This window comes from Kitasatospora sp. NPDC093102 (assembly GCF_040683915.1).
Classification (GTDB): domain Bacteria; phylum Actinomycetota; class Actinomycetes; order Streptomycetales; family Streptomycetaceae; genus Kitasatospora.
This window is the reverse complement of sequence record NZ_JBFBFA010000108.1, coordinates 1-4802: the sequence shown is the minus strand read 5'-3', so window position 1 is coordinate 4802 and position 4802 is coordinate 1. Positions and strand designations below refer to the sequence as shown.

Sequence of the window (4802 nt, the reverse complement as noted above, 5' to 3'; positions counted from 1 at the left end):
ACCCACCAGGACATCCCCTTCGAAACCCTGGTCGAACACCTCAACCCCACCCGCTCCCTCGCCCGCCACCCCCTCTTCCAGATCATGCTCACCCTGAAGACCGGCTTCGGCCCGGAGGCCGAACTCCTTGGCCTGGACATCAAGATGGAGCGGGCCGACCTGGGCACCGCCAAGTTCGACCTCTCCTTCAGTGTCGTCGAGAACCGCACCGCCGAGAACGCCGCAGGCAGCCTGAACCTGACCCTTGAGTACGCTGGCGACCTCTTCGACGCGCCGACGGCCCAGCGCTTCGCCGAGCAGCTCACCCGGATCCTCGAAGCCGCCGCCAACGACCCCGACCAGCCGATCAACCGGATCGACATCCTCGACCCGCGCGAGCGCAGGCAGCTGCTCGACCACTGGCACACCGACGCCCGCGACCCGTCACCCGCCACGCTCACCCAGCTGTTCGATCAGCAGGTCACCGCCACGCCCACGGCCCCCGCCCTCACCCACGAGGACCTCACCCTCAGCTACGCCCAGCTCGACGCGCGCGCCAACCAGCTCGCCCACGCCCTGACCGAGCACGGCGCCGGGCCCGAGCACCGCATCGCCATCGCCCTGCCCCGCTCCGCGGACATGATCATCGCGCTGCTGGCCGTCCTGAAGTCCGGCGCCGCGTACGTCCCCGTCGACCCGGACTACCCCGTCGACCGCATCGCCTACATGCTCCAGGACGCCGCCCCGCTCCTCACCCTCACCACCAGCCCGATCGCACCCGCCCTCCCCGACGGGGCCGACCGCATCGAGCTCGACGACCCGTCCACCACGGCACGGATCGACGCCCACAACACCTCCAGCCTCGGCAACACCGGCCTCCGCCCCGAGCACCCCGCCTACGTCATCTACACCTCCGGATCCACCGGCCGCCCCAAGGGCGTCGTGATCACCCACGAGAACGCCACCCGCCTCTTCACCACCACCCAGCCCCTCCTCGGTTACGGCCCTCAGGACACCTGGACCCTCTTCCACTCCTACGCCTTCGACTTCTCCGTCTGGGAGATCTTCGGCCCCCTCCTGCACGGCGGAAAGCTCCTCGTCGTCCCCCACACCACCAGCCGCTCCCCCGAACAGTTCCTCCAACTCCTCACCCACCACCAAGTCACCGTCCTCAACCAGACCCCCACCGCCTTCCACCAACTCACCCAGACCGCCACCGAGAATCCCCACCTCGCCGACGGCCTCAACCTGCGCACTGTCATTTTCGGCGGCGAGAAACTCGATCCCACCCGCCTCACCTACTGGCACACCCACCACCCCCGCACCGCCCTCGTCAACATGTACGGCATCACCGAAACCACCGTGCATGTCACCCACCACACCCTCACCCCTCACCCCACCCACACCCCCCGCAGCCCCATCGGCACCCCCATCCCCGACCTGCGTGCCCTCACCCTCGACCCCACCCTCCACCCCACCCCCACCAACACCACCGGCGAGCTCTACATCACCGGCCCCGGCCTCGCCCGCGGCTACCTCAACCGCCCCGCACTCACCGCCGAACGCTTCGTCGCCAACCCCTACGGCCCATCCGGCAGCCGCATGTACCGCACCGGCGACCTCGCCCGCCGCCAGGCCGACCACACCCTCCACTACCTCGACCGATCCGACCATCAGGTCAAGATCCGCGGCTTCCGCATCGAACTCGGCGAAATCGAAGCAGCGCTGACGAGTCACCAGGACATCGCCCGGGCCGCCGTCATCGTCCGCGAGGACCGCCCCGGCGACAAGCGTCTCGCCGCCTACACCGTCCCCACCGCCGGACACACCGCCGACCCCACCCAGCTCCGTGCCCACCTCGCAAGCCGGCTGCCCGACCACATGATCCCGGCCGCCATCGTCACACTCGACACACTGCCACTCACACCCAACGGAAAGCTGGACACCAAGTCCCTTCCGGCACCGGAGATCCGCAGCGACGGGAGCAGGCGCCCCCGGACCCCGAAGGAGGAGGTCCTGTGCGGGGTGTTCGCGGAGGTCCTGGGGGTGCCCGAGGTCGGCATCGACGACAGCTTCTTCGACCTCGGCGGTCACTCCGTGCTCGCGACCCGACTCGCCAGCCGCATCCGCACCGTCCTCGGTCTCGAACTCCCTGTCCGCACCCTGTTCGAGGCGCCGACCGTCGCCGCCCTGTCCGAACAGTTGTCCAACGCAAAGAAGTCGCGCCGCCCCGCACTCCGTCCGGCGCTGCGGTCGAAGAAGGAGATCTGATGATTCCGCTGTCCTACGCCCAGCGCCGCCTCTGGTTCCTCAGCCGCTTCGAGGGCGCCGAGGCGTCCTACAACATCCCCATCGTGCTGCGCCTGCGCGGTGCGCTCGATGTGGACGCCCTGCGGGCGGCCCTCGGTGACGTCGTCGCGCGGCACGAGAGCCTGCGCACCGTCTTCCCGGAGACCGACGGCGAACCGCACCAGCACGTCCTTGACGGCGTCGCGCCGGAGCTCGTGCTCAGGACGGTCGAGGAGGGCGGACTCACTGCCGCGCTCGCCGAGGCAGGCCGGCACGTCTTCGACCTGGCCACCGAAATCCCCGTACACACCAGGCTGTTCAAGATCGCCGAGGGCGAGCACGTCCTCCTGGTCCTGCTGCACCACATCGCCTCCGACGGCTGGTCCATGGCCCCCTTCCTGCGCGACCTCGGCCAGGCCTACAACGCCCGCATCGACGGCCGGGCACCCGACTGGGAGCCCCTGCCGGTCCAGTACACCGACTACACCCTCTGGCAACACGAGCTCCTCGGCGAAGCCGACGACCCCACCAGCCTGCTCAGCGAACAGCTCACCCACTGGCGCACCGCACTCGACGGCATCCCCGACGAACTCGACCTCCCCACCGACCGGCGCAGGCCCGCCAAGGCCTCCTACCAGGGCTCGTCCGTCCGGTTCGGCCTCGACTCCGACACCCACCGGAAGCTACTGCAGCTCGCCCGGGGGAACAACGCCAGCCTGTTCATGACCCTCCAGGCCGCCGTCGCCACCCTGCTCACCCGCCTCGGCGCCGGCACCGACCTGCCCATCGGCACCCCCGTCGCCGGCCGCACCGACGAGGCCCTGGAGGACCTGGTCGGGTTCTTCGTCAACACCCTCGTCCTGCGCACCGACACCAGCGGCAACCCCACCTTCCGCGAACTCCTCACCCGCGCGCGGGACACCAACCTGGCCGCGTACGCCAACCAGGACATCCCCTTCGAGACCCTGGTCGAACACCTCAACCCCACCCGGTCCCTCGCCCGCCACCCGCTCTTCCAGGTGATGCTCACCCTGCGGGACGAGTTCGAGGCCACGGGCGAGCTCACGGGCATCGACCTGGGCATGGAGCAGACGACCCTGGACATCGCCAAGTTCGACCTCTCCATCGGCGCCATCGAGCACCGCGGCCCCAACGCCGCCCCGGCCGGCCTGAGCCTGGCCCTGGAGTACGCCACCGACCTGCTCGACCGCGCGACCGCGCAACGGCTCGCCAGGTACTTCACCCGCGTCCTCGAAGCCGCCGCCGACGATCCCGACCAGCCGATCAGCCGGATCGACATCCTCGACCCCACCGAGCGCCAGCAGCTGCTCGGCCAGTGGAACGGCGGCGGCTCCGGCACCGAGCCGACCTCGCTGCCCGTGCTGTTCGAGGCCCAGGTCGCCCGAACCCCCGACGCGGTCGCCGTCCACTCCCACGACGCCACCCTCAGCTACGCGCAGCTCGACGCCCGGGTCAATCAGCTGGCACGCGCCCTGACCGAGCACGGCGCCGGGCCCGAGCACCGCATCGCCATAGCCCTGCCCCGCTCCGCGGACATGATCGTCGCACTGCTGGCCGTCCTGAAGTCCGGCGCCGCGTACGTCCCCGTCGACCCGGACTACCCCGCCGACCGCATCGCCTACATGCTCCAGGACTCCGCGCCGCTGCTCGTCCTCACCGTCGACGGGATCGTTCCCGCGCTGCCCGACAGGATCGACATCCTCTCGCTCGACGACCCGTCCACCACGGCACGGATCGACGCCCACAGCACCTCCAGCCTCGACGACACCGGCCTCCGCCCCGAGCACCCCGCCTACGTCATCTACACCTCCGGATCCACCGGCCGCCCCAAGGGCGTCGTGATCACCCACCAGTCCTTCTGCGAGTACCTGGCGGTCTGCGCCACGAGCTACTCCGGGATCCGGGGAACCGCCCTACTGCACTCCCCGCTCGCCTTCGACCTCACCGTCACCTCCGTGTACGGGCCGCTCACCAGCGGCGGACGGATCCACGTCGACGAGCTCGACGGCTCGTCCCCCCACGCCTGGCGCCAGGTGGCCCGACCGGCCGTCGACCTGGTGAAGGCCACCCCCAGCCACCTTGTGATCCTCTCCGGGCTGCCCGCGGAGCACTCGCCCACCCGGGAGATCATCCTTGGCGGCGAGGCCCTCCCCGGCGACCTCGTACGGACCTGGCGGGAGAGCCACCCGGACGTCGCCGTCGTGAACGAGTACGGGCCCACCGAGGTCACCGTCGGCTGCATCGCGCACCGCATCGAGCCGGGCGAGCCCATTCCCTCGGGCGATGTGCTGATCGGCCGACCCCTCGGCAGCACCCGCGCCTACGTGCTGGACGCCGGACTCCAGCCGGTGCCCGTCGGCGTGGCGGGTGAGCTGTACCTCGCGGGCGGCCAGCTCGCGCGCGGCTACCTGGGCCGTACCGGGCTGACGGCCGAGCGCTTCGTCGCCTGCCCCTTCACCTCCGGCGAGCGGATGTACCGCACCGGCGACCTCGTCCGCCGGCAGCCCGACGGC

At 70.6% G+C, this 4802-nt stretch carries 2 protein-coding genes; both read left to right on the top strand.

Features of this window, described 5'->3' with window-relative positions:
• Positions 1-2250, top strand: a 2250-nt coding sequence (locus tag AB0O11_RS39000; RefSeq protein WP_363397298.1) for an amino acid adenylation domain-containing protein, incomplete at its 5' end; no start/stop codon positions are given.
• Positions 2250-4802: amino acid adenylation domain-containing protein (locus AB0O11_RS38995; protein WP_363397295.1), on the top strand; the 2553-nt coding region annotated here is incomplete at its 3' end. The genes AB0O11_RS39000 and AB0O11_RS38995, both read left to right, overlap by 1 nt.